At 72.9% G+C, this 22279-nt stretch carries 19 protein-coding genes and 1 pseudogene; 15 read left to right on the top strand and 5 right to left on the bottom strand.

The window, feature by feature from the left end; translation table 11 throughout:
• Positions 1-94 precede the first annotated feature (94 nt).
• Complete coding sequence (locus ABD784_RS14340; protein WP_425582959.1) at positions 95-235, bottom strand: hypothetical protein; 141 nt, start codon at positions 233-235, stop codon at positions 95-97.
• Between ABD784_RS14340 and ligA the strand changes: the two genes are divergently transcribed.
• The 11 genes and pseudogenes from ligA to ABD784_RS06615 all read left to right on the top strand — a co-directional run bounded on the left by ligA (position 173) and on the right by ABD784_RS06615 (position 12248).
• A complete protein-coding gene (gene ligA / locus ABD784_RS06665) occupies positions 173-2536 on the top strand; it encodes an NAD-dependent DNA ligase LigA (RefSeq protein ID WP_425582951.1) in 2364 nt (787 codons plus the stop codon). The two genes, ABD784_RS14340 and ligA, sit on opposite strands and share 63 nt — an antisense overlap.
• Positions 2533-3342 (top strand): inositol monophosphatase family protein, encoded by an 810-nt coding sequence (locus ABD784_RS06660; protein WP_344881825.1) that lies wholly within the window; start codon positions 2533-2535, stop codon positions 3340-3342. Before ligA ends, ABD784_RS06660 begins: the two co-directional genes overlap by 4 nt.
• The gene (locus ABD784_RS06655; protein ID WP_344881822.1) at positions 3251-3961 is read left to right on the top strand and encodes a GNAT family N-acetyltransferase; all 711 of its coding nucleotides are present in this window, start codon (positions 3251-3253) and stop codon (positions 3959-3961) included. Before ABD784_RS06660 ends, ABD784_RS06655 begins: the two co-directional genes overlap by 92 nt.
• 114 nt (positions 3962-4075) lie before the next feature.
• Positions 4076-4897: an ABC transporter ATP-binding protein gene (locus tag ABD784_RS06650; RefSeq protein ID WP_344881819.1), complete on the top strand. Its 822-nt coding sequence runs from the start codon at positions 4076-4078 to the stop codon at positions 4895-4897.
• Positions 4894-6276 carry an FtsX-like permease family protein gene (locus tag ABD784_RS06645; RefSeq protein WP_344881816.1) on the top strand — a complete coding sequence of 461 codons (1383 nt, stop codon included), beginning with the start codon at positions 4894-4896 and terminating at the stop codon, positions 6274-6276. The genes ABD784_RS06650 and ABD784_RS06645 overlap by 4 nt, the downstream gene beginning before the upstream one ends.
• 119 nt (positions 6277-6395) lie before the next feature.
• A complete protein-coding gene (locus tag ABD784_RS06640; protein ID WP_344881813.1) occupies positions 6396-6848 on the top strand; it encodes a glutaredoxin domain-containing protein in 453 nt (150 codons plus the stop codon).
• 77 nt (positions 6849-6925) lie between these two features.
• Positions 6926-7222: an Asp-tRNA(Asn)/Glu-tRNA(Gln) amidotransferase subunit GatC gene (gene gatC, locus ABD784_RS06635; RefSeq protein ID WP_344881810.1), complete on the top strand. Its 297-nt coding sequence runs from the start codon at positions 6926-6928 to the stop codon at positions 7220-7222.
• A 3-nt stretch (positions 7223-7225) separates the two neighbouring features.
• Positions 7226-8773: an Asp-tRNA(Asn)/Glu-tRNA(Gln) amidotransferase subunit GatA gene (gatA, locus tag ABD784_RS06630; protein ID WP_344881807.1), complete on the top strand. Its 1548-nt coding sequence runs from the start codon at positions 7226-7228 to the stop codon at positions 8771-8773.
• Positions 8774-10288: an Asp-tRNA(Asn)/Glu-tRNA(Gln) amidotransferase subunit GatB gene (gene gatB / locus ABD784_RS06625; protein ID WP_344881804.1), complete on the top strand. Its 1515-nt coding sequence runs from the start codon at positions 8774-8776 to the stop codon at positions 10286-10288.
• A gap of 158 nt (positions 10289-10446) precedes the next feature.
• Positions 10447-11235: a hypothetical protein gene (locus ABD784_RS06620; protein WP_344881801.1), complete on the top strand. Its 789-nt coding sequence runs from the start codon at positions 10447-10449 to the stop codon at positions 11233-11235.
• Positions 11118-12248: pseudogene (locus ABD784_RS06615) on the top strand (phosphotransferase). Before ABD784_RS06620 ends, ABD784_RS06615 begins: the two are co-directional and overlap by 118 nt.
• Before the next feature lie 10 nt (positions 12249-12258).
• Here the strand turns inward: ABD784_RS06615 and ABD784_RS06610 are convergent.
• A complete protein-coding gene (locus ABD784_RS06610; protein WP_344881798.1) occupies positions 12259-13194 on the bottom strand; it encodes a LysR family transcriptional regulator in 936 nt (311 codons plus the stop codon).
• Between the two features lie 99 nt (positions 13195-13293).
• On the opposite strand from ABD784_RS06610, the gene tdh reads away from it, so the two are divergent.
• Positions 13294-14340: an L-threonine 3-dehydrogenase gene (tdh, locus tag ABD784_RS06605; protein ID WP_344881795.1), complete on the top strand. Its 1047-nt coding sequence runs from the start codon at positions 13294-13296 to the stop codon at positions 14338-14340.
• Positions 14341-14430: 90 nt separating this feature from the next.
• Entirely contained in the window at positions 14431-15648 is a 1218-nt protein-coding gene (locus tag ABD784_RS06600; protein WP_344881792.1) for a glycine C-acetyltransferase, read from the top strand.
• 150 nt (positions 15649-15798) lie between these two features.
• Here ABD784_RS06600 and ABD784_RS06595 read toward each other — a convergent pair whose 3' ends face one another.
• Entirely contained in the window at positions 15799-19041 is a 3243-nt protein-coding gene (locus tag ABD784_RS06595) for an efflux RND transporter permease subunit (RefSeq protein ID WP_344881790.1), read from the bottom strand.
• A 14-nt stretch (positions 19042-19055) separates the two neighbouring features.
• Positions 19056-19724, bottom strand: coding sequence for a hypothetical protein (locus tag ABD784_RS06590; protein WP_344881787.1), 669 nt, complete (start codon positions 19722-19724; stop codon positions 19056-19058).
• 55 nt (positions 19725-19779) lie between these two features.
• On the opposite strand from ABD784_RS06590, the gene tpx reads away from it, so the two are divergent.
• Positions 19780-20277 carry a thiol peroxidase gene (gene tpx, locus ABD784_RS06585; protein ID WP_344881784.1) on the top strand — a complete coding sequence of 166 codons (498 nt, stop codon included), beginning with the start codon at positions 19780-19782 and terminating at the stop codon, positions 20275-20277.
• Positions 20278-20479: 202 nt separating this feature from the next.
• Here the strand turns inward: tpx and ABD784_RS06580 are convergent, their stop codons facing one another.
• A complete protein-coding gene (locus ABD784_RS06580; RefSeq protein WP_344881781.1) occupies positions 20480-21358 on the bottom strand; it encodes an aminoglycoside phosphotransferase family protein in 879 nt (292 codons plus the stop codon).
• An 81-nt stretch (positions 21359-21439) separates the two neighbouring features.
• Here ABD784_RS06580 and ABD784_RS06575 point away from each other — a divergent pair, with 81 nt between their 5' ends.
• On the top strand, positions 21440-22258 hold the full coding sequence (locus tag ABD784_RS06575; RefSeq protein ID WP_344881778.1) for a CPBP family intramembrane glutamic endopeptidase: 819 nt from the start codon (positions 21440-21442) through the stop codon (positions 22256-22258).
• Positions 22259-22279: the final 21 nt, after the last annotated feature.

Raw genomic sequence — 22279 nt, 5'->3', positions numbered from 1 at the left:
ACCAGCGGCGCCCCGCCGGCCTTGGGCGCCGGCCCTGGGCGCCGGTCCACCGCCGTGGCAGGCGCCGATGAGGCAGGATAGAGACGTGAACGATTCAGTGCGTGAGGAATACGAGCAGCTCGTCGAGGACGTCCGGAAGTACCGTTTCGCGTACTACAACGAGGACCAGCCGCTGGTCTCGGACGCGGAGTTCGACCGCCTGTTCCACCGGCTGGAAGAAATCGAGCGGATGCATCCGCAGCTCGTCTCCCAGGACTCGCCCACGCAGGAGGTCGGCGCGGTGGTGGTCGGCGGCGACCTGCCGACTATCGAGCATGCCGAGCGGATGCTCTCTCTGGACAACGTGTTCTCCGCCGAGGAACTCCGCCAATGGTGCGCGAAGACTGAAGCCTCGGCCGGCAGGCCGGTGCGCTGGCTCTCCGAGCTGAAGATCGACGGCCTGGCCATCTCTCTGCGGTACGAGCGGGGCCGACTTGTCTCCGCCGCGACTCGCGGGGACGGCCGCATGGGGGAGGACATCGGGGTGAACGCTCGTCGGCTGGCGGGCGTCCCCGAGCGGCTCGCTGGCAGCGGCCATCCCGCGCGAGTGGAGATCCGCGGAGAGGTTTTCATCCCCGTCGCCGCTTTCGAGGAACTCAACAGGTTCCAGGAGGAGCTGCGCCCCCGCGCAGTGGAGGAAGCACGGAAGCGCTGGGAGTCGCGCCCTGCGAAGACGCGCGGCGATTTTCCGGAGGAACTCGAGCGCCAGCGGGCCATGCGGCGCTTCCCCACTTTCGCCAACCCGCGCAACGCGGCCAGCGGTGGACTACGCCAGCAACTGGAGAAGAAGGACGGGCTCGAGCGGGAGGCTGGCGAGAAGCGTCTGGCCTCTCTCGACCTCTATGTCCACGGCGTTGGCGCGTGGCCCAATCCGCCCGTCGCCGCCCAGAGCGAGGTTTACGACCTGTTGTCGGAATGGGGGCTCCCCACGAGCCCATACTCGAGGGTCTTCGACGCGGTGGACGGCGTCGTCGGATTCGTCGAGGCGTACGGACGTGATCGCCATTCGGTGGTGCACGAGCTCGACGGCATCGTGGTGAAGGTCGACGAGCTGGACCTGCACGAGGAGCTGGGCTCGACGAGCCGCGCACCGCGCTGGGCGATCGCCTACAAGTACCCGCCGGAGGAAGTGCACACGAAGCTCCTCCGCATCGAGGTCGGCGTCGGCCGGACCGGCCGTGCCACGCCGTACGCCCTCATGGAGCCCGTGCTGGTCGCGGGCAGTGTGGTGCGGCAAGCGACCCTGCACAATCAGGACGTTGTCCGGTCCAAGGGCGTTCTCATCGGCGACACCGTTGTGCTGCGCAAAGCTGGCGACGTCATCCCCGAGGTTCTCGGGGCCGTTGTCGAACTGCGCGACGGCACGGAGACGGAGTTCGAGATGCCACGCGACTGTCCCGAGTGCGGGACGGAGTTGCGCCCCATGAAAGAGGGCGACATCGACCTCCGCTGCCCGAATGCCAAGGACTGCCCGGCCCAGGTCCGAGGCCGCGTCGAGCACATCGGATCCCGCGGCGCCCTCGACATCGAAGCCCTTGGTGAGGTGACTGCAGCGGCCCTGACGCAACCGGTCTTGCCCTCGCAACCACCGTTGCAGACAGAGGCGAGGCTGTTCGACCTGACCCTCGAAGAGCTGGTGCCCATCGAGGTGGTGGTGCGGGACGCGGAGACGGGCGAACCCAAGCTCGACGACGAGGGCCGGCCAGTGGTCCGTAAGCCGTTCCAGCGGACCGAATCGGTGTACCCGCCGGAAGCGGCCGGGATGACGCCCGCGGAGCGGCGCAAAGCGAAGATCCGGAAGATCCCTGAGATCAAGCCGTCGGCGCAGGCGGTCAAACTCCTTGAAGAACTGGACAAGGCCAAGACAAAGGAGTTGTGGCGGCAGCTGGTCGCCCTCAACATTCGTCACGTGGGGCCGGTCGCCGCTCGTGCGCTGGCCGACTGGTTCGGGTCATTGGAGGCCATCCGCGCGGCCACCCCCGAGGAGATTGCCGAGGTCGAAGGCGTCGGGCAGACGATCGCCGACGCCGTCACTGAGTGGTTCGTCGTCGACTGGCACGAGCAGATCGTCGAGTCATGGACCGCTGCCGGGGTCCGCTTTGCAACTCCCGGTCACCCGGGTCCGGGAGCCGCCGCCGCGCGCGGCGGCGTGTTGGCGGGCCTGAGCGTCGTGGCCACCGGATCGCTGGAGGGGTACTCTCGCGACGAGGCCAAGGAGGCCATCATCCACGCAGGCGGCAAGGCCGCCTCCAGCGTGTCCAAGAAGACGGACTTCGTGGCGGCCGGACCCGGCGCCGGATCCAAGCTCACCAAGGCGGAGGAGCTGGGCATCCCGATCCTCGACGCGGCGGGATTTCGCATCCTCGTGACCGAGGGTCCGGGCGCGCTCCCGGGCGGTACTGGCCTTGACGCGGCCGGCGACCAGACCAGCCAGAACGACGACCAGATCACCAACGACGACGGCGCCCCTGCGGATGCCGCAGGAGACGCATCATGAGCCAGCCGAAGCCCCAGCGATACCTCGACACCGCCCGCCGTGCGGCCGCCGCCGGCGCCGCAGTCCTCGCCGAGCGCACCGGACGCCCCCTGACCGACACGAAGAGCGGCGGCGGCGACTGGGTGACCGACTTCGACCGCCGGGCCGAGCAGGCGGTGCGCGATGTCATCGTCGCCGCGCACCCCGCCGACACCATCACCGGTGAGGAGTACGGCACCACCACCCCCGCGGAGCCCAGCGGCGTCGAATGGTCCATCGACCCGCTCGACGGGACCACCAACTTCGTCCGCGGGATCGTCTACTACGCCACATCCGTGGCGGTCCGCGATGCCGACGGCGTCTGGCAGGCCGGGGCAGTCAACGCTCCGGCGCTCGGCGTCGAGTACTACGCCGCCCGTGGCGAGGGAGCCTGGCGGACGGGGACGGCCCCGGCCGCCCCGGGCACCCAGGCGCCGACCCCGGAGCGGCTCACCGGGCCCGACGCCGACACGGACGGGCCGTTGCTGGCCACCGGGTTCGGGTACACGCTGAAGCGGCACGTCCCGCAGGTCGCGGCGCTCGGGGCCCTGATGCCGGGCTTCGCCAACATGCGCCGCCTCGGCTCGGCCGCCCTGGACGTGTGCCTCGTGGCCGACGGCACGCTGGATGCCTACGCGGAGTTCGGTACGCACGTGCACGACTGGTCCGCGGCCATGCTCATCGCCGAGGAGGCCGGTGTGCCCGTGCTCCGGCCCGAGGGGTATCCTGACTGGGCGGCCGCGGGCCGCATCAACTTCGAACGGGTCCGCAGCCAGCACGTCGGCTGAGCCGCGGCGGCGCGGGCCTCCGACTGAAACGAGCAGCACGATCACCACCGGAGCCACCATCAACGTCCCCGAGCACACGAGTACCGACCGGGGCGTCCCCGGGTCCGGCGCGGCAGACGACCGCCCCGCCACCACGGTCCGGCCCGCGACCGAGGCGGACCACGCCGAGATCTCCCGCATTACCGTGGACTCCTACCGGGCCACCGGCTACTTCGAGCCGGACTCGACCTACTTCGACTTCATCGCGGACTCCGCCGACCGGGCCCGCCATGCCGAGCTGCTGGTGGCCGAGCGCGCCGGCCGGATCGTCGCCACCGTGACGCTGATCCGCGCCGGCACCCGCTACGCCGACATCTGCCGCGGGGAGGAGCTGGAGATGCGCATGCTCGCCGTGGACCCGGAGGTACAGCGCACGGGCGCAGGCCGGGTGCTGGTCCGCGCCGCCGTCGACCGCGCCCGCGAGCTCGGCCTCACCCGGGTGGCGCTCACCACGGGGGCAGGGTGGACGGCACCGCGCGGCCTGTACGAGTCGCTCGGATTCACCCACGTCTCCGAGCGCGACTGGGTCGTCCCGAGCAACGGGGCGCCTCTGGTGGTCTACACCTACGACGTCGCCTGACCCGCCGGTCCGCCCGCGGGCGGACCGCACTCATCCCGGGGGTGGAGGCCCGGCCATCCAGGATCACCCGGCCGGGCGACGCGCGCCGGCCCCGGGGCGCGGGATCGTGGAACCATGACCGCACCCGCACGCCCCACCGCACCGGCACGCCCGACCGCCCCCGCCCTCCTGACCGCCCAGGGCCTCAGCCACACCTACCCGGACGCCAGCACCCCCGCCCTGCGCGGGGTGGACCTGCGGATCGGGGTGGGCGAATCCGTCGCCATCATGGGCGCCTCCGGCTCCGGCAAGTCGACGCTCCTGCACGCGCTCGCCGGCATCATCGCCCCGACCGCGGGATCGATCGTCCTGAACACGCCGGCCGGTCCGATCCGGATGGAGGAGCTGAACGAGAACCAGCGGGCCTCCGTCCGCCGGCGCGACCTCGGCTTCGTCTTCCAGCAGGGCCTGCTGCTCCACGAGCTCAGCGCGCTGGAGAACGTCGCCGTCGCCCTCATGCTCGGCGGGACGCCGCGGCCCGAGGCCGAACTCGCCGCCGCCCAGTGGCTCGCCCGGCTGGGTCTCGCCGGCATGGAGCAGCGGCGCCTCGGCGAGCTCTCCGGCGGGCAGGCGCAGCGGGTGGCCATCGCTCGCGCCCAGGTCACCGGCGCGCGGCTGATCTTCGCCGACGAGCCCACGGGCGCACTCGACTCGGCCACGTCCGCCGAGGTCCTGGACCTGCTGCTGGACTCCGTCGAGCCGGCGGACGCGCGCTCGGGCGGCCGCAGCCTCGTGGTCGTCACCCACGACCGTGCCGTGGCCGAGCGCTGCGCGCGCCTGATCACCCTCAGCGACGGCCGGATCGTCGCCGACGAGTCCAACCACGGCACCGCCGGCCTGTCCGGCGGGACCGGCGGGACCGGCGAGGCCGGCGCGACGGCGGGGGAGCGGGCATGAGCGCCGTCGCCACGGCCCTGCGGATCGCCCCGCTCTTCCGCCAGTCGCCCCTGCGGCGCGGTGCCGGCAACGCCTCCGGGCGCGACGGCGCGGCCGCCGCCCTGCCCGTCGTCTCCTTCGCCGTCGTGACCACGCTGGCGATGCTCGTCGTCGCCGGGGCTCGGGTGTTCTTCTCCTGGGACGACGAACTCGGCCCCACGTACCAGATGCTCGCGACGACCGCGTTGGCGCTCCTCCTCGTCCCGCTCGGCTCGGTCGGGGCCTCGGCGGCGCGGATGGCGGCCCGTCGCCGCGACGACCGGCTCGCCTCGCTCCGGCTGCTCGGCGCCACCAGCGGCACCCTCACGGTGCTGACCGTGCTCGAGGCCGCGGCGATGGCCGTCGTCGGCGCACTCGCCGGCTCGGTGCTGTACCTGGCGCTCGCGCCCGCCGTCGGCCTGCTCCACTTCCGCGGCGAGGCGCTCGGCGCGCAGATGTGGATGCCGTGGTGGTGGATCCCGCTCATCGCGGCCGCCGTCGTGGTCCTCGGGGCCGTGAGCGCGCTCGCCGGCCTGCGCGCCGTGGCCGTCACGCCCCTGGGCGTGCGCACCCGGCAGCGCCCGGCGCGGACCCACTGGATCCGGATCGCCGTCGCCGTCGGCCTGATGGCGGTTGCCGTCGGTGTCCTCCAGATGCTCCCGGCCTTCGCCGAGCTCGGCGGGATCCTGGTCATGATCGCCGTCCTCGGGGCGGCCTTCGGCGCCGGGCTGCTCGCCCTCGACCTGATCGGTCCGTGGGTGCTGCGCCTCGCCGCCGGGATCAAGCACCGGCGCGCCCCGGACGTGACCCGCCTGATCGCCGCGCGGACCATCCTCGACGATCCGAAGGCCGCGTGGCGCCAGGTCGGCGGCCTGGCCGTCACCAGCTTCGTCGGCGTGTTCGCGGCCGGTGGCCTGGCGTTCTCGCGGCTCGCCGCGTCCGACGACATGGACTCCGCCGAGCAGTATCTGATGCAGGACATCGCCACCGGTGTGCTGGTCACGCTCGCCGGCTCGTTCCTCATGGTGGCGTGCTCCATCGGCCTGAACCAGGCGGCGGCGACCCTGGACCGGGCGGAGGTCCTCGTCTCCATGGACCGGCTCGGCATGCCGCGCCGGACCATGACCGACGCCGCCCGCACCGCCATCATGTCGGCCCTGTGGGTCGTCTCCGGGGGATCCGCCCTCTGCGCCGTGCTCCTGTTGGCCCCGCTCCTCGGCATCGCGCTCTTCGTCCAGCCGCTGGCCCTCGTCACGGTCGCCGCGGTCTTCGTCGCCGGGTTCCTCCTGGTCCGCGGGGCCCTGTTCCTGGCCTCCCGGCTCGTCCCCGGCATCCTGGCCCGCCCGGAACGCGTGCTCTGAGCGGGCGCTCGCGGCGGCGCCGGAGGCCACGACGCCCGGTGGCCACGGCGTTCGGTGAACTGGCCCGGTGCCGGCGGGCGGGCGCTCGGCCAGGGAAGGCGCCCGGCTAGGCTGTGATCATGCGACGGCTCACCGCCCACCCCGCCCTGCTGCCGGGCCTCACCCTCGTCCTCGCGGCCTTCGTCCTGGTCAGCGGACTGCTGCGGGGCCTCGAGGTGCTCGACGTGCTCATCGTCCTGGCGATCCTCGCCTACACCGTCTTCACCGGGATCGCGCTGGCCGTGCGCAGCGGGCCCGCGGCCGGCGCGGAGCAGCACGTCGCGGCCGGCGGCGCGGCCGTCTACTGGCGCCCCGGCTGCGTCTACTGCCTCAAGCTCATGTGGGCGCTGCGCTCACGGCTCGGCGACGCGTACTGGGTCAACATCTGGGAGGACGACGACGGCGCCGCCACCGTCCGCGCCGTCAACGGCGGCAACGAGACGGTCCCGACGCTCGTCGGCCCCGACGGCGCGTTCGTCGCGACGGACCGGGCCGCCGCCGTCGCCGAGATCGACCGCCGCACGCGCGCCTGACCTGCCGTCACGGCGTCGTAGTCCTCTCCAATAGAATGAGGGGCGAACCGGAAACCAACCCAACACCTGGGAGATAAATGTCTGCCATCAGCCGCGAGGACGTCGCCCATCTGGCACGGCTTGCGCACATCGAAATGAGCGGTGCGGAGCTGGAGAGGATGACCGGCGAGCTCGACGCGATCGTCGACGCCATCGCCTCCGTCAGCGAGGCCGCCGGGGACGACGTCCCGGCCACGAGCCACCCGATCCCGCTGCACAACGTCATGCGCGAGGACGTCGTGGGACCGACCCTGACCCCCGAGCAGGCGCTGCAGAACGCGCCTGACGCCGAGGACAACCGCTTCAAGGTTCCGGCCATTCTGGATGGGGAGTAGGACATGAGCGAGATCATCAAGCTGTCGGCCACCGAGCTGGCCAAGAAGCTCCGCGCCGGAGAGGTCACGGCCGTCGAGGCCGTGCAGGCGCACCTGGACCGCATCGCCGGAATCGACGGCGGGGAGCGCGGCCTGAACGCGTTCCTGCACGTCAACGCCGAGGAGGCGCTCGCCGTCGCGGCCGAGGTGGACGAGATCCGCGCCGCCGGCGGCGCCGAGGCGGAGGCTCTACACCCGCTGGCCGGCGTCCCGATCGCGATCAAGGATCTGATCGTCACCGTCGGCCAGCCCACCACGGCCGCCTCGAAGATGCTCGAGGGCTGGATGAGCCCCTACGACGCGACCGTGATCGAGAAGATCCGCGCCGCGAGGATGCCGATGCTCGGCAAGACCAACCTCGACGAGTTCGCCATGGGCTCCTCCACCGAGCACTCCGCCTATGGGATCACCCGCAACCCGTGGGACCTGGGCCGCATCCCCGGCGGCTCCGGCGGCGGCTCGGCCGCGGCGGTGGCCGGCTTCGAGGCCCCGCTGGCCCTCGGCACGGACACGGGCGGCTCCATCCGCCAGCCCGGCGCCGTCACCGGCACGGTCGGCGTGAAGCCGACCTACGGCGGCGTCTCCCGCTACGGGGCGATCGCGATGGCCTCCTCGCTGGACCAGATCGGCCCGGTGACCCGCACGGTCCTCGACGCCGCCTACCTCCACGAGCTGATCGGCGGCCACGACCCCAAGGACTCGACGTCGCTCAACGAGCCCGTCCCCGCCCTGGTGGAGGCGGCCAAGCAGGGGCTCACCGGCGACCTGTCCGGTGTGCGCGTCGGCATCGTCAAGGAGCTCACGGGCGAGGGCTACCAGGCCGGCGTCCAGGAGCGCTTCAACGAGTCCGTCGAGGTCCTCAGGGCCGCCGGCGCGGAGATCGTCGAGGTCTCCTGCCCGAACTTCAAGTACGCGCTCGGCGCGTACTACCTGATCATGCCGAGCGAGGTCTCCTCCAACCTCGCCAAGTTCGACGGCGTCCGCTACGGCCAGCGCGTCCTCCCGGAGGAGGGCCCGCTGACCATCGAGCGCGTCATGGGCGCCACCCGTGCCGCCGGCTTCGGCGACGAGGTCAAGCGGCGCATCATCCTGGGCACCTACGCCCTCTCGGCCGGCTACTACGACGCCTACTACGGCTCGGCGCAGAAGGTCCGCACCCTGATCCAGCGCGACTTCGACGCCGCGTTCGAGCAGGCCGACGTCCTGATCTCCCCGACGAGCCCGAACGTCGCGTTCGAGTTCGGCGCGAAGTCCGACGACCCGCTGGCGATGTACCTCAACGACGTCGCCACGATCCCGGCCAACATGGCGGGCATCCCGGGCATCTCCGTCCCGGGCGGGCTCTCCGAGGGCCTGCCGGTGGGCATCCAGTTCCTCGCCCCCGCCCGCGAGGACGCCCGCCTGTACCGGGTCGGCGCCGCGCTGGAGAAGCTGCTCGAGGACTCCTGGGGCGGACCGCTGATCGACCAGGCGCCCGAACTGGTCGCCGCAACCACGGGAGGTGCCGCCTAGATGGCCGCGTACACCGCCGACCTCGTCGACTTCGATGAGGCCCTGGAGCGCTACGACCCGGTCCTCGGCTTCGAGGTCCACGTCGAGCTGAACACCCGGACCAAGATGTTCTCCGACGCCCCGAACGCGTTCGGCGACGTCCCCAACTCCAACATCACGCCCGTGGACCTGGGCCTGCCCGGCGTGCTGCCCGTGGTCAACAAGACCGCCGTGGAGTACTCGATCATGCTCGGCCTGGCGCTGAACTGCCAGATCGCCGAGTCCTGCCGCTTCGCCCGGAAGAACTACTTCTACCCGGACACCCCGAAGAACTTCCAGACCTCGCAGTACGACGAGCCGATCGCCCACGACGGCTACCTCGACATCGAGCTGGCGGACGGCGAGGTCTTCCGCGTGGAGATCGAGCGCGCCCACATGGAGGAGGACGCCGGGAAGCTGACCCACATGGGCGGGGCCACCGGCCGCATCCAGGGCGCCGACTTCTCGCTCGTCGACTACAACCGTGCCGGCGTGCCGCTGGTCGAGATCGTCACGAAGCCGATCACCGGCGCGGGCCACCGCGCCCCCGAGCTCGCCAAGGCGTACGTCGGGGCGATCCGCGAGATCGTCAAGGCGCTCGGGATCTCGGATGCCCGCATGGAGCGCGGCAACGTCCGCTGCGACGCGAACGTGTCCCTCATGCCAAAGGGCGCCACGAAGTTCGGCACCCGCTCCGAGACCAAGAACGTGAACTCGCTGCGCGCCGTCGAGCACGCGGTCCGCCACGAGATCCAGCGCCACGCCGCGGTGCTGGACTCCGGCGAGGCGATCGTCCAGGAGACCCGCCACTGGCACGAGGACACGCGCACGACGACGTCGGGTCGTCCGAAGTCCGACGCCGACGACTACCGCTACTTCCCGGAGCCGGACCTGCTGCCGATCGTCACGAACGAGGCGTGGATCGAGGAGATCCGCTCGCGCCTGCCCGAGCCGCCGGCCGAGCGCCGCAAGCGCCTGCAGGCCGACTGGGGCTACTCCGACGCCGAGTTCCGCGACGTCGTGAACGCGGGCCTCATGGACGCCATCGAGGAGACCATCGACGCCGGGGCCACCCCGGCCGTGGCCCGCAAGTGGTGGATGGGCGAGATCTCCCGCCTGGCCAAGAACGCCGACGTCGAGCCGACCGATCTCGGCGCGACCCCGGCCACCATCATCGAGCTGGACTCCCTGATCCAGGCCCGGAAGATCAACGACAAGATCGCCCGCCAGGTCCTCGAGCACGTCATCGCCGGCGAGGGCACGCCGGGCGAGATCGTCGAGAAGCGCGGCCTCGCCGTCGTGAACGACGACTCGGCGCTCGGCGAGGCCATCGACGCGGCCATGGCCGAGATGCCCGGCGTGGTCGAGAAGATCAAGGGCGGCAAGCTGCAGGCCGTCGGCGCGCTGATCGGGCCGGTCATGAAGGCCACCCGCGGCCAGGCCGACGCGGCCCGCGTGCGCGAGCTGGTGCTGGAGAAGCTCGGCATCGAGGGCTGACCCGAGCGATCCCACCGGCTGTGGCCGGGCCCGCCGGAGCGGCGGGCCCGGCCACAGCCGTGTGAGGGGACGGCCCGCGATCACGGGAGGTCTCCGTTCGAGAGACCAGCAGAAGAGACCAGCAGACGAGAACGGACAAGTAGCGCATACTGATGGACATGAACTCGACGCCTTCCGGTCCGCAGGGGGACGGGGGAACTGGCGACCCCGGCACACCCGCCGAGCCCCCGCGCGAGCACGGGGTCTCGGCCAGCGCGGGCACCTCGGGGTCGGCTGCCCCGGACCCGGACCCGGACCCGGCCGCGACCGACCCGGGACCGCGGGGCGCCGGCCGGGCCGCCGGGTGGCAGCCGCTCGGACTGGTGGTCGGCGTCGTCGCCATCGCGATCGTCCTGGTGGTCGCCCTGATGTGGGCGCTGCGTCCGGGGCCGTCCGGCATGGCTCCCGCGACGTCCAGCTCCTCCGACTCCTCGCTCGACGTGACCCCCATCGACCCCGCAGAACCGACCGGCGGAGCCTCCACGGGCGGAACCCCCACCGGCGGAATTCCGAGTGACGCGGCTCCGGCCAGCGGGCCGTCCGCGGGCGGGCCGGGGGCCTCCGACTCCCCGGTCTCCTCGTCCCTGTCCGGTACCGCGACCGAGCCAGCCGCGCCGAGCCCCCTGACCCCCGTGACGCCTGGCGAGCCGGCGCCCGCGGACTGGGCGTCGGAGCACGAGATCCGGGTGACCACGCACGGCAGCTCCAGCTGCCCCGCCCGCCTGGTCGGGACGACGGTGCTCGAACCCGACCAGCTGCTCGTGCGCTTCGACTCGCGGTACGACCGCCCCTGCACCATGGACTACGTCGCCGCCGAGCACCGGGTGAAGGTACCGGCCGAGGCGAGCGGCCGGCCGCTCATGGTCCGGATCGAGATCCTCGGCCAGTCCGGCGAGCCGGTCCGCTGAGCTCCCCGGGCATTCCCGCGCAGGACGTCGAGATCGACGAGGCGCTGATCGCCGGCCTGCTGGCGGATCAGCACTCGGATCTGGCCGGACTCTCCCTCCGGCGTGCCGCCGCCGGCTGGGACAACGTGCTCTTCCGGCTCGGCGACCGGCTCGCGGTCCGGCTGCCCCGCAGGCGGAGCGCCGAGGCCCTGCTCGTCACGGAGGCCGAGTGGCTGCCCGTCGTCGCCGCCGGCCTGCCGCTGCCGGTGCCGGTCCCGCTGAGGACCGGCGGTCCCGGGCGCGGCTATCCGTACCGCTGAAGCATCGTGCCGTGGCTGCCCGGGACCAGTGCGGCGCTCCTGCCGCCGGGGGAGCGCGACGCCTATGCGGCGGAGCTGGCGGCCTTCCTCGCGGCGCTGCACCGTCCTGCGCCGGCGGAGGCTCCGGCCAACCCGTTCCGCGGCGTGCCCCTCACGGCCCGCCGCGAGGCCGTCGAGGCGAGGCTCGCCGAGGTCCGCGGGGGAGCGCTGCCGCCGGAGGCGCACGCGATTCTGCCGCCGGGCTCCGCCGAGGCGCTGCGGGAGGTGTTCGAGGCGGCCGCCGCCGCGCCCGTGCACACCGGTCCGGCGCTCTGGCTCCACGGGGACCCGCACCCGCACAATGTCGTCGTGGAGCCGGAGTACGCCGACGACCCCGGCAACCCCGACGACCCCGACGGGGTCCGCCCGGGCGCCGTGGACGGGAGGAGGTCGCGCGGTGTCCGGCTGGCCGCCGTCGTCGACTTCGGCGACCTGACCGCCGGCGACCCGGCGAGCGATCTCGGGGTCGCCTGGATGCACTTCACGGGCGCCGGGCGGGCTCGGTTCCGGGCGGCAGCGCAGGCCGGAGGCGCTGCCTACGACGACGCCGTGTGGCGGCGCGGGCGCGGTTGGGCCGTCGCCTACGGGCTCATCGCGGCCCTCCACCCGCCCGCGGAGCCGCTGCACGCCGTCGGACTCCACACACTCGCCGGCCTCCTCGCGGCGGCCGACTGACGGGCCGGCCCTACCCGGGGGTCCCCTCCGTTGCGCCGACCAGCTCGCCCATGACGTCACGGAACGCGTCGGCGACGATCCGCACGCTGCGCCGCTCGAAGGCCTCCGGCCGCGCCAGCAGGTCGATGCAGCGACGCGTCCGCAGGCCGCGCAGGGGCCGCAGGACCACGTCGTCGCGCAGGCCCAGCGCCGCCCGTCCGGTGTAGCGGGGGAGGAGCCCGAGCACGCCGCCGTCCGCCACCAGCGCGGCGACGGTCGAGTAGTCGTTGATGCGGTGCACGATCCGCGGCGGCGTCCTCGCCACCGTCGCGATCGCGCCGAGCACGTCGTCCGGCGAGTAGCCGGGGCGGCTGGTCACCCAGGGCTCCCGGGCGACGTCGGCCGCCTCCAGCTCCGCCAGGCCCGCCAGGGGATGGCCGAAGGGCAGGGCGACGTCCAGGGGCTCCCGGGCCAGCTCCAGCACCGCGACGCGGCCGGTCGGCCAGGGCGGGCTGTGCTCCATCCGGTGCGCCAGCACCAGGTCGTACCGCGCCGTCAGCGCCGGGAACTCCTGCTGCGCCACGTCCTCGTCCGTGAACCTCGCGACCGGACCGCCGGCGTCCGCACCCAGCCGGCGGGCCAGCGGGGCGAAGAGCGCCTGCCCCGCCGAGTGGAACCCGCTGACCGACACCTGGCCGTGGGAGGCCTGGTGGAAGGCCTCGATGGCGGCGTGCGCCCGGGCCATCGCGGCCACGACGCCCGCACCGGCCTCGGCGAGCACGGCACCGGCCTCAGTGAGCACCAGGTTCCGGCCCTCCTTGCGGGTCAGGGGCACGCCGACGCCCCGCTGGAGCTGCGCCAGATGCTGCGAGACGGCGCTGGGGGTGACCAGGAGGTGGTCGGCGACGGCCTTGACGCTGCCCAGCTCGCCGAGCTCGCGGAGGATCTTGAGTTGGTGGACGTCCATGCCACGAGCGTAGAGCCGCCCACGATGTAGCACCAGCTCAATCGTCGCTTCAGAGAGTCCGCCTTGTTCTAATGCTTCGCGGGGCCTTGAATAGGGAGCATGAAGGCTCTCTACAAGTCCGGTCCGCACGCCGGTTTCGACTTCGTCGACCGTCCCGAGCCGATCACCGGCGCCCACGACGTGAAGATCCGCGTCATGACCACCGGGATCTGCGGCACGGACCTGCACATCCAGGCCTACGACGACGCCGCCGCGGCCATGATCCAGGCCCCCATGATCCCGGGTCACGAGTTCTACGGGGAGGTCGTCGAGGTCGGCGACCTCACCACGCACGTCCGGATCGGCGACCGCGTCTCCGGCGAGGGGCACGTGGTCTGCGGCATGTGCCGCAACTGCCGCGCCGGCCGCCGCCAGATGTGCATCAACACGTCCTCCGTGGGCGTCCAGCGCGACGGCGCGTTCGCCGAGTACGTCGTCATCCCGGAGACCAACGTCTGGGTGCACCGCTCGGACGCCATCACCCCCGAGCTCGGCGCGGTCTTCGATCCGTTCGGCAACGCCGTGCACACCACGCTGTCCTTCCCGCTGGTCGGCGAGGACGTGCTGGTCACCGGTGCGGGTCCCATCGGACTCATGACCATCGGCGTCGCCAAGCACGCCGGCGCCCGCCGGGTCGTCATCACCGACGTCTCCGAACCGCGGCTCGAACTGGCGCGCGGGCTCGGCGCCGACCTGGCGATCGACGTCTCGCGGACGCGCATCGCGGATGCCCAGCAGGAGCTCGGCCTCGTGGAGGGGTTCGACGTCGGACTGGAGACCTCGGGCAGCCCCTCGGCACTGCCGGAGATGATCGACAACATGAACCACGGTGGCAAGATCGCCTTGCTCGGCCTGCCCAGCGCGTCGATCGACATCGACTGGGGCAAGGTCGTCACCCACATGCTCACGCTCAAGGGGATCTATGGCCGCGAGATGTACGAGACCTGGTACGCGATGAGCGCGATGCTCGACTCGAACCCGGCCCTGCGCCGCAGCGTGGCCGAGGTCGTCACCGACGTCCTGCCCGCCGCTGAGTGGGAGCGCGGCTTCGCCCTCGCCCGGGCCGGGCGCGGCGGCAAGGTCGTCCTCGACTGGACCACCGTGTAGCACCCGCCCGCGCTCGCCCGACAGCACCGCACCCGACAGCCCGCACCGCACAGCCTGCACCAAACGCAGCACTCGAAGGAAGACCGGACCATGTACACCACCCTGAAGGACCAGCTGGCCGCCGAGCTCGCCGACCTGGAGACCGCCGGCCTCTACAAGCACGAGCGGCACATCGACTCGCCCCAGTCCGCGCGCATCAAGGCGGGCCCGCTCGGCGGGCCCGCGGCCGACGTGGTGAATTTCTGCGCCAACAACTACCTGGGCCTGGCCGACCACCCGGAGATCATCGCGGCGGCCAAGACGGCGCTGGACGAGCGCGGCTTCGGCATGGCCTCGGTCCGCTTCATCTGCGGCGCCCAGGACCTGCACTTCGAGCTCGAGCGCAGGGTCTCCGAGTTCCTCGGCACCGAGGACACCATCCTCTTCTCCAGCTGCTTCGACGCCAACGGGGGCGTCTTCGAGTCCCTGTTCGGCCCGCAGGACGCCATCATCTCCGACGCCCTGAACCACGCCTCGATCATCGACGGCATCCGCCTCTCCAAGGCCGCCCGGTTCCGCTACCGCAACCAAGACCTGGCGGATCTGGAGGCCCAGCTGCAGGCCGCCGCGGACATGAACGACGGCGCCGGGCCGCGCCGGACGATCGTGGTCACGGACGGCGTCTTCTCCATGGACGGCTACCTGGCGCCGCTGGAGGGCATCTGCGACCTCGCCGAGCGGTACGGGGCGCTGGTGATGGTGGACGACTCGCACGCCGTGGGCTTCATGGGCGAGACCGGCGCCGGGACGCCCGAGCACGCCGGTGTCTCCGACCGGGTGGACATCTACACCGGCACCTTCGGCAAGGCACTCGGCGGCGCCTCCGGCGGGTACGTGTCCGGCCGCGGCGAGATCGTCGCGATGCTGCGCCAGAAGGCGCGCCCGTACCTGTTCTCCAACTCGCTGGCCCCGTCCATCGTCGCGGCGACGCTGAAGGCGCTCGAGCTGGTCGGGCAGTCCGGCGAGCTGCGCCAGCGGCTCTTCGACAACGCCGCCTACTTCCGGGGCCGCATGGCGGAGGCGGGCTTCGAGCTGCTCGACGGCGAGCACGCGATCGTGCCGGTCATGTTCGGCGATGCGGTCGTGGCCGGACGGATCGCCGCCGAGATGCTCGAGCGCGGCGTCTACGTGACGGCGTTCAGCTTCCCGGTGGTCCCGAAGGACACCGCGCGCATCCGCGTGCAGCTCTCCGCGGCGCACTCGCGCGAGGACATCGACGCCGCGGTCGCGGCGTTCGTCGCGTCCCGCGAGGCCGTGCTGGCCGGGTAGCCGGTCGAGGGGCCTAGGCCTTCGAGCCGGTGAGCGCGAGCGCCCCGCCGCGGCGCACCTTCACGCCGTCGGCGGCCGTCGAGGCCCGCACGCAGCCCACGCGTTGCCGGCGATTCGTCTGCGCGCCCAGGTCTCGGGGGACGGCATGGATCAGGCGTACGGCGCGTCTCGCCTGCCGCGCAGCGCCCGGCGGCTCGGCAGCGGTTCGCCCGCCGCGACCAGGTCGATCAGCGCCGTCTCCGGCTCCCGCGGGCTCCGGCCGCGGCGGCGCTCCTGCCGCCCCTCGAACAGCCGGTAGAGCACCGGCACCAGGATGAGCGTCAGAGCGGTCGAGGACACCAGCCCGCCGATCACGACGATCGCCAGGTCCTGCGAGATGAAGCCACTGGATCCGGTGACGCCGAGCGCCATCGGCGTCAGCGCGCAGATGGTCGCCAGGGCCGTCATGAGGATGGGACGCAGCCGCTGGCGGGCGCCGTTCTCCACGGCATCGTGCAGTCCCTGGCCCTGCGCCCGGTACTGGTTCACCAGGTCGATCAGCACGATCGCGTTGGTGACGACGATCCCGATCAGCATCAGCAGGCCGATCAGGGACGCCACGGCCAGCGGCCGGCCGGTGGCCAGCAGGAGCAGCAGGGCACCCGTCGCCGCGAACGGGACGGAGACCAGCAGGATGAGCGGCTGCACGAGCGACCTGAAGGTCGCCACCAGCAGCACGTAGACGATCGCGATCGCCGCGAGCATCGCGAGCCCGAGCTGCTCGAACGCCTCCGTCTGGTCGGCGGTCGCGCCGCCGATCGCGTAGGTCGCGCCGTCCGGCAGCTCGATCCCGGCCAGCCGCTCGGCCACGGCATCGGAGACCTCGCCGAGCCGGCCCTCCTCCGGGGCCAGGGCGACGGTCGCCACCAGGTCCTGGCCGGAGCGCGCCACGGTGTCCCGCACGCGGGTCTCGACGACGTCGGCGACGTCGTCGAGGACGAGCGGCCCCGCGGCGGAGGGGAGCGGCAGGTCGCGCAGCTCCTCCACCGTCCCGTAGGAGTCGCCGCCGAGGACCACGACGTCGAGCGCCTCGCCGTCGATCCGCACCTGCCCGATCGGCCGCTCGTTCCCGGCCGCGGCGACCAACGAGGCGACCTGCAGCTCCGTCAGGCCGGCCTCCGCGGCGGCCGGCCGGTCCACCCGGACCTGGAGGGAGTCCTGCGTGGCTCCCAGATCGGACGTGGGCGCCTCCGCGTGCTCGACGCCGGCCAGGGCGTCGGTCACGAGCTCGGACGCGACCGCCAAGGTGTCGGCGTCGTTCGCCGTCAGCTCCACATCGACGGTTCCGGAGCCGACGGCGGACGTCTCGCCGAGGTCGATGTCCTCTCCGGCGTCGAGTCCGGTCACGGCCGCCTGGATGTCGCCGCGGATCCGCGTCTGGTCGGCGCCGGCGTCCGCGGTGACCATGAACGTGCCGGCCGAGGTGTCGCGGGCGAAGCCGTCGCCGCCGACGGTCAGCAGCACGGACTCGACGCCGTCGACCCCCAGGAGCGCGTCCTCGGTGGCCGCGGCGGTCTCCGAGACCGTGTCCAGCGATGCGGCGGAGTCGAACTCCTGGGTGACCCGGTACGTGTTCGAACCGGCGCTGCCGAGGAAGTCGACCTTGAGCAGCGGGACCACCGCCGCGGTCCCGGCGAGCAGCACCACCGCGGCGAGCAGTGTCGCGAGGGGCCGGCGCTGCGTCCGGCGCAGCAGCGGCAGGTACGCGCGCTGGAGCCGCGAGGACGCCTCCTTCTCCTCGGCGGCCCGGCGGACGGCGTCCGGATCCACGTCGCCGGCCGGCGGCCGCATGAACCAGTAGGCCAGCACCGGCACGATCGTCAGGGCCACCAGCAGGGAGGAGAGCATCGCGATGGTGACCGTGAGGGAGAACGGCCGGAAGAGCTCGCCCACCATGTCGGAGACGAAGACGATCGGCAGGAAGACCACCACGGTCGCCACCGTCGACGACGTGATGGCCCCGGCGACCTCGCGCACGGCGGTGAAGATGGCCACGGACTTCGCCTCGCCGTAGGCCAGGTGCCGCTTGATGTTCTCGATGACGACGATCGAGTCGTCCACCACGCGGCCGATCGAGATGGTCAGCGCGCCGAGCGTGAGCATGTTCAGCGAGTAGCCCGAGGCGTGCAGGGCCGCGAACGTGACGAGCACCGAGAGCGGGATGGAGACCGCCGTGACGACGGTCGCCCGCATCGAGAAGAGGAACAGCAGGATCACCGCCACGGCGAAGAGCAGCCCCAGCGCGCCCTCGAGCGCGAGATGCTGGATCGATTCCTCGATGAACGGCGCCTGGTCGAAGATGGTCGTCAGGTCGGCGTCGACGCCCAGCGCGTCGGTGGCCGCCGGCAGCGCCGCGGAGACGGCGTGGGAGAGCCGTACGACGTCGGCGTCGGGCATCTTGGTGATCGTCACCGAGACGCTCGGCTCGCCGTTGGTCCGCGTGATCGAGTCGGCCGGCTCGCCGGCCACCTCCACGGTGGCGACGTCGCCGAGCGGCACGGGATCCGCCGGTGGGACGGGCGCTCCCGGGGTGGTGGTCCCCGGCCGTTCCGGGTCGAGCTCTCCGTCCGGCCCCGGCGCGGGTGCCGCGTCGGGTGCCGGCCCCGCCCCCGAAGCGGGGAGCAGGGGCAGCTCGCGCAGGGCCTCGACCGTCTCGATGGCCTGCCCCGCCTGGACGGTGACGTTCTGCCCGTCGACCAGCACGGAGCCGGCGGGCAGCGTGTCGCCGTTGGCCTCGAGCGCCGCCTCGAAGGCCTGCGGCGTCAGTCCGGCGGCCGCGAGCGCCTCCCCGTCCGGGGTGATGGCGACCCGTTGGGTGGCCCCGCCGGCCAGCGTGACGTCGCGGACGCCCTCGATCCCGCGGAGGGCCGGGACGAGGTCCTCCCGCAACGCCAGGACGAGATCCTCGGCCGGTGCCGCCGAGGAGACGGTGAGCATGACGGCCGGGATGTCGGAGAGCGAGCCGGCCATGATTTCGGGCTCGGCGCCCTCGGGCAGCTCGTCGGCGGCCGCCTCGAGCGCGGAGCGGAGCTCGGACTCGACCTGGCTCCGGTCGGCGTCGAACTCGGAGCGGACGGTGATGAGGGAGGCCGACTGCTGCGACTCGCTGGAGACGGACTCCACGCCGTCGACCGTCTCGAGCGCGCGGCTCAGCGGGAGCGCCACCTGCTCGTCGACCACCTCGGGGCTGGCGCCGGGCAGCGCCGTCACCACCGTGGTCCGCGGGAACTCGATGTCCGGGATGAGCTCCTGCTTCAGCGAGGCCATGGAGTAGAGCCCGGCAGCGGCGATGGCGAGCGTCAGGAGGGCGACCACGGCCCGGTTCTTCAGGCTCAGGCGGGCGAGGAACTGCACGGGAGTCCTTCGGGTCAGGGGGTGAAGTCGACGACGGCGACGAAGCCGCGGCCGGTGAGCACGGGCGCGTCGTCCGAGCCGCGGACGGCGTCGAACACGGCGAGCTCGGCCGTGGCGCCCTCGACGGGGTGCCCGGAGCCGTCGCCCGGGTGCGCGACCGCACGGCCCTCGAGGAGGACCCCGAACTGCGCGCCGCCCTCGGTCCCGAAGAGCGGGAGGGAGCGCGTCTTGGAGAGCTCCATGATCGTCACTCGCGCCCCCAGCGGCTCGCCCGACTCCCGCGGTCCGGTCTCCGCCTGCAGGAGGACGCCCGGGCCCGTGGGGAGCGTGACCTCCGCGGGCGCCGCGCCGTCGTAGGGGAACGGGCGGTACCGCTCCAGCGGGTGCTCGGTGACCGGTTGTCCGGCGTCCGGCCGGGCTCCCGGGGTGCCCACGCGGAGCGCGACGAGCTCGCCGTCGACGAGCGTCGCGACGCGCTCGCCGGGCCCCGGGGCGGCGAGCGCGCCGGCGCTGTCGATCATCGTGAGGGCGAGGCGCCAGCCGTCGCCGGAGGCGATCTCGCGCGTCTTGCCGCCGGCGCCGCCCGGGCCGTCCACGGAACTGCCGGCCTCCCCGCTCCACGCGATGGGCGCGAGATCGGCGAGGCGGATGATCTGCCGGGGGCTGTGCTCACGGGATGCCATGTCAGAAGCCTACGCGGAGAGTGGTCCGACCGCCGGGCCGTGGTAGACATGAGTCATGACTGACATCACCTTCCAGGGTTCCCCTGTCTCGACCGTGGGCGAGCTGCCCGCCGTGGGCGCCAAGGCCCCCGAGTTCACGCTCGTCGGCACCGATCTGTCCGAGGTCTCCTCGGCCGACTTCGAGGGCCAGCGCGTCCTGCTGAACATCTTCCCGAGCGTCGACACCGGAGTCTGCGCTGCGAGCGTGCGCGAGTTCAACAAGCACGCCGCCGGGCTGGAGAACACGGCCGTCGTGTGCGTCTCCGCCGACCTGCCGTTCGCCCAGGGCCGCTTCTGCGGTGCCGAGGGCATCGAGAACGTCATCGCCGCCTCCTCCTTCCGCTCCAGCTTCGCCGAGGACTTCGGCACGGCGATGGTGGACGGACCGCTGGCCGGCCTCCACTCCCGCGCGGTCGTCGTCATCGACGCCGACGGCACGGTGGCCTACAGCCAGCGCGTTACCGAGATCACCGAGGAGCCGGACTACGACGCCGCCGTCGCCGCCCTCTCCTAGGACCGCTCAGCCGGAGCCTGCGGGCTCCTCCCGGGCCCGCCCGGACCTGTAGAACGAGGACCCCCGTCGGGGATCGAGTGCGATCCCCGACGGGGGTCCTCTGCGTCCGGGTGGCCGGGCGTGGGCCCGGACGTCAGACGGGCGCGGGTCCAGGCGTCAGAGGGTGGCGGGCCCGGGCGTCAGCGGGTGATGGGCGCAGGCGTCAGCGGGCCGCGAGTGCTGCGGCCTCGATCCGCGGAAGCGTCTTGCGGTAGAGCTTCGCCCAGTTCGGCCGATCGGACCGCAGACTGGCGTTGTACACGGCCTCCAGCGCCATCGCCCCGTCCCAGACGGCGGCCCGGCGGGCCTCGTCGCGGTCGGCGGCGATCAGCGGGACCAGGTCCTTGCTGTGCCACATGCCCAGGTACGCCGCGTTGAGCGCGGGGTCCCACTCCGCGGCGAGGTCCCAGTCGAGGATCCCGAGCAGACGGTCCCCGTCCCAGTGCATGTTGTGCCCGGCCAGATCGCCGTGCACCAGCCCGCCCGGCACGTCGGCGAACGCCTCGATCCGCTCGAGCACGGTCTCCGCGGACGGCGCGGCGGCGTCCGGGAGTGCCGCCACGGCCGCCTCCCGCTTGCGGGCCGTCCAGGGGCCGCGGTAGGCGAACGGACGCGCGAGCAGGTCCCGGAGCGGCCCGACCTCGATCGCGGCCAGGCACTCGACCACCCCGCGCAGGACGCCCGGGTCGCCGCGGTGCGGCTCGTGCGCCCGCCCGGGCACGTACTCCTGTACGACGGCGGCCCATGCCGGGACGCTCGCACGTTCGGCGACCTCCGGGTCGGCGTCGGCGGCCTGCCACACGGGCGAGAGGGCGCGCGGGACCCGGTAGGGCAGCAGCGGCGCCAGCGCGTCGACCAGAGCGGTGCGGCGCGGCAGCTCCGCGGCGGCCTCCGCCGTCCGGGCCATCCGCAGCACCGCCTCCCCGGCGGCCACGAGGACCAGGTGGAACTGCCCGCCCTCCTCGACGACGCCGTCCTGCCAGGCCGGCCCCGGGTGGAGCCTCTCGGCGAGCTGGATCTCGGCCGGGGTCGGTGCACGCATACCATCGATCCTATGAGCTCCCGGTCCACGCCGTCTCGGCCCACCCCGTCACGCCCGGAATCATCCCGCCGGCAGCGGCCCATGCCGGCGTCCTCGCCGGCCGCAGCGTCGGATGCTGCACCGGGCGCCGCGCCGGAGGCCGCGACGCGCACGCGGCTGCGCTGGGAGCTCATCCTCGTCCTGGGCCTCTCGCTGGGCCGGTCGGCGGTCTACTCGGTGGTCGAGCTGCTGGACAAGCTGACCCGCGGCCCGCTGGGGGAGCAGACCACCAGCATGAACGTCCCGCTGGACGACCGGCCCGTCTTCGACCTCGTCTACCAGCTCCTGGACATCCTCTTCTCGCTCGTGCCGGTGGCGCTGGCCCTGTACTTCCTGGCCGTGCCGCTGCGCGGCGCCCTGCGGACCCTGGGGCTCGACGCCCGCCGTCCCGGCCGGGACGCCGCGCTCGGCGTCGGGCTCCTGGTCGCCATCGGCGTCGGGACGCTGGGCGTCTACGCGGCGGGCCGGGCCCTGGGGCTGACGACGGCGATCGTCCCGGCCGCCCTCGACGACCACTGGTGGACCATCCCCGTCCTGGTCCTCTCCGCGATCCGGCACGGGATCCTGGAGGAGGTCATCGTCGTCGGATTCCTCTTCCACCACCTGCGCCGTCTGGGCTGGGGCCGTGGCCCGGCGGGGAGGTGGACGGTGATCGCGACCAGTGCGCTGCTCCGCGGTAGCTACCACCTCTACCAGGGGGTGGGGCCGTTCGTCGGGAACGTAGCCATGGGGATCGTCTTCGGCTGGATCTACGCCCGCTACGGCCGCGTCATGCCGCTCGTGATCGCGCACGCCTTCCTCGACATCGCCGGGTTCGTCGGGTACGCGCTGTTCGGCTCCGCCACCGGGTTCGGGGCGTGAGTCCGGACGCCGATCACCCGG

The sequence above is a fragment of the Zhihengliuella alba genome (assembly GCF_039538765.1).
In the GTDB taxonomy this organism is placed as follows: domain Bacteria; phylum Actinomycetota; class Actinomycetes; order Actinomycetales; family Micrococcaceae; genus Zhihengliuella; species Zhihengliuella alba.
Note: the sequence above shows the minus strand (reverse complement) of the source record. Positions and strands in the feature narration are given on the sequence as shown.

Excerpts from the sequence above, each read along its gene's own strand:
- ABD784_RS06575 (WP_344881778.1), top strand. The coding sequence starts at position 21,440 with ATGCCGGCGTCCTCGCCGGCCGCAGCGTCGGATGCTGCACCGGGCGCC.
- gatC (WP_344881810.1), top strand. The coding sequence starts at position 6,926 with ATGTCTGCCATCAGCCGCGAGGACGTCGCCCATCTGGCACGGCTTGCG.
- ABD784_RS06640 (WP_344881813.1), top strand. The coding sequence starts at position 6,396 with ATGCGACGGCTCACCGCCCACCCCGCCCTGCTGCCGGGCCTCACCCTC.
- ABD784_RS06660 (WP_344881825.1), top strand. The coding sequence starts at position 2,533 with ATGAGCCAGCCGAAGCCCCAGCGATACCTCGACACCGCCCGCCGTGCG.
- ABD784_RS06645 (WP_344881816.1), top strand. The coding sequence starts at position 4,894 with ATGAGCGCCGTCGCCACGGCCCTGCGGATCGCCCCGCTCTTCCGCCAG.
- tpx (WP_344881784.1), top strand. The coding sequence starts at position 19,780 with ATGACTGACATCACCTTCCAGGGTTCCCCTGTCTCGACCGTGGGCGAG.
- ABD784_RS14340 (WP_425582959.1), bottom strand. The coding sequence starts at position 235 with ATGCATCCGCTCGATTTCTTCCAGCCGGTGGAACAGGCGGTCGAACTC.
- ABD784_RS06620 (WP_344881801.1), top strand. The coding sequence starts at position 10,447 with ATGAACTCGACGCCTTCCGGTCCGCAGGGGGACGGGGGAACTGGCGAC.
- gatB (WP_344881804.1), top strand. The coding sequence starts at position 8,774 with ATGGCCGCGTACACCGCCGACCTCGTCGACTTCGATGAGGCCCTGGAG.
- ABD784_RS06600 (WP_344881792.1), top strand. The coding sequence starts at position 14,431 with ATGTACACCACCCTGAAGGACCAGCTGGCCGCCGAGCTCGCCGACCTG.
- ABD784_RS06580 (WP_344881781.1), bottom strand. The coding sequence starts at position 21,358 with ATGCGTGCACCGACCCCGGCCGAGATCCAGCTCGCCGAGAGGCTCCAC.
- ABD784_RS06650 (WP_344881819.1), top strand. The coding sequence starts at position 4,076 with ATGACCGCACCCGCACGCCCCACCGCACCGGCACGCCCGACCGCCCCC.
- ABD784_RS06610 (WP_344881798.1), bottom strand. The coding sequence starts at position 13,194 with ATGGACGTCCACCAACTCAAGATCCTCCGCGAGCTCGGCGAGCTGGGC.
- gatA (WP_344881807.1), top strand. The coding sequence starts at position 7,226 with ATGAGCGAGATCATCAAGCTGTCGGCCACCGAGCTGGCCAAGAAGCTC.
- tdh (WP_344881795.1), top strand. The coding sequence starts at position 13,294 with ATGAAGGCTCTCTACAAGTCCGGTCCGCACGCCGGTTTCGACTTCGTC.
- ABD784_RS06590 (WP_344881787.1), bottom strand. The coding sequence starts at position 19,724 with ATGGCATCCCGTGAGCACAGCCCCCGGCAGATCATCCGCCTCGCCGAT.